The following is a 1,601-nucleotide window of genomic DNA, read 5'->3' on the forward strand; positions in this document are numbered from 1 at the left end:
TGGTGGACACTATCAGCCGAGGGTTCCGCTCGTCAGAGCGGCGACAGCGGACGGATACGGTACTTCCAGCGGATATAGGTGAGCTCGCGGAGCTTCAGGTAGACGTCATAGACCCGCTTCAATCGCATGGGGTGATCCTCCCGTAGCGAGTCCAGACACAGGCCGGCGCGTTCTTGTTGATGAAGTCGAGATCCTCCGGTCCGAGGTTGAACCCAGACACGTTGATCTCCATTTTCTGGCCGGTTTCGTCCTTCATCATCACGTCGATGTCTCCGCTCTGAAAGACACAAACCGAGAGGTCGAGGTACGCCTCGGGCTCGGTTATTTGTTGGATCGCGTCGAGCGTGGCGTCGAGGTTCCGAGGATGTGGCAGCCCATCCTCGGCAATCAGGTTCAAGATACGGGCGACCTCGTCGCGCTGTTCTTCAGTCCACATGCTCACATCCTCCAATCGAAGATGAGATCCTGCCGGGTGAGATCACCCTCCCGTCCGAAGTGGACTTGGAAGCTCTCACGGATCTCATCGATGTCGACATCGATCTCTTCGAGCCGCAGCTGGATCACAGCCTCGACGATATCCTCGACCGTCGCATCGTCAGACACCTCGACAGTCATGATCAGAGGGTCTGGATACCCTGGATGGTTTTCAGTGCAGATAGTGGTTATAGTCTTCATGCTGCTTCTCCTTCGATTTTGTCTGGTACGATCCAACCACAGATGACCTTCTGCAGCTGCTTGATGCCTTCGGCGGTGTTGCCGTCCTGCAAGGTGCGCAGCGCCTCCCGGATGTCCCGCCGGTCCCGGCCCGGGATCGCCCCTCCGAGAACCCGGAGTTCCAGGGCGCTGTAGTCGATCTCTTGGATCGGCTTCGGGGTCTCGGTCTCGATCACGAACGAGTTCTGGTTGTTCATGTCGATCAGGCCGAAGGACTCGGCCACCTGGTCGACCGCGGTGCGGAGCCGGTCGACCATCTCCTCGGCTTCTGCCGAAGTGTGTTCGTAGTTGGGGCTGCTGAGGTTGCCGAGCAAATCGATGGCGCTTTCTGCGCGCTCAATGCGGCCTCCGTAGAGCCGTAGAAACTTCTCGTGCTTGGTCTCCATAAATCACCTCCGAAGATCATCAGTGGCCAGCGCATCCAGAAAACCTTGGGTCGCGTCGACCCCTTGGATAAATGCGTTGACCTCTGGAACAGTCAGAAAATTGAATGTTTTCACAGGACCGAGGCCCAAAAGGGTATCGATCCGGATTTCTCCACGATAGTAAGCGTCCACACCTTTGGTGCCGAGAATTACGGCGACCTCAAGCGGCGTCGGGCACTGTAAAATACTGGTTTGTGTCATAGACCATCTCCTTCGTTTCAGACGACCTCAATGAACCCTTCGCCTTCAGACCCACGACACAAGGGGATGGGTCGAGAAACCGGAGGTCATGTTCGTCACCATCGATGATCGGGAAGCCAAAGAGGGTGCCTTCCAAACTGTCGACCACAGCTGCGACGTTCATACCTGCTGCCAAGACAGCCCGCGCTTGGTGCGTGTTTTTCGTATCCGTCCGCTGTCGCCGCTCTGACGAGCGGAACCCTCGGCTGATAGTGTCCACCA

5 protein-coding genes are annotated in these 1,601 nt (G+C 57.2%); all 5 read right to left on the reverse strand.

The window, feature by feature from the left end; all coding sequences use genetic code 11:
* Positions 1–118 precede the first annotated feature (118 nt).
* Complete coding sequence (locus tag CHB90_RS25885) at positions 119–436, reverse strand: hypothetical protein (protein ID WP_089280555.1); 318 nt, start codon at positions 434–436, stop codon at positions 119–121.
* A gap of 2 nt (positions 437–438) precedes the next feature.
* Positions 439–675, reverse strand: coding sequence for a hypothetical protein (locus tag CHB90_RS25890; protein WP_089280556.1), 237 nt, complete (start codon positions 673–675; stop codon positions 439–441).
* Positions 672–1,100: a hypothetical protein gene (locus tag CHB90_RS25895; protein ID WP_089280557.1), complete on the reverse strand. Its 429-nt coding sequence runs from the start codon at positions 1,098–1,100 to the stop codon at positions 672–674. Before CHB90_RS25895 ends, CHB90_RS25890 begins: the two co-directional genes overlap by 4 nt.
* Positions 1,101–1,103: 3 nt before the next feature.
* The gene (locus tag CHB90_RS25900) at positions 1,104–1,340 is read right to left on the reverse strand and encodes a hypothetical protein (protein WP_089280558.1); all 237 of its coding nucleotides are present in this window, start codon (positions 1,338–1,340) and stop codon (positions 1,104–1,106) included.
* The coding region (locus CHB90_RS26890; protein WP_212591673.1) for a hypothetical protein at positions 1,300–1,601 on the reverse strand (302 nt) is incomplete at its 5' end. The genes CHB90_RS26890 and CHB90_RS25900, both read right to left, overlap by 41 nt.

Source organism: Antarctobacter heliothermus (assembly GCF_900188425.1).
Classification (GTDB): domain Bacteria; phylum Pseudomonadota; class Alphaproteobacteria; order Rhodobacterales; family Rhodobacteraceae; genus Antarctobacter; species Antarctobacter heliothermus.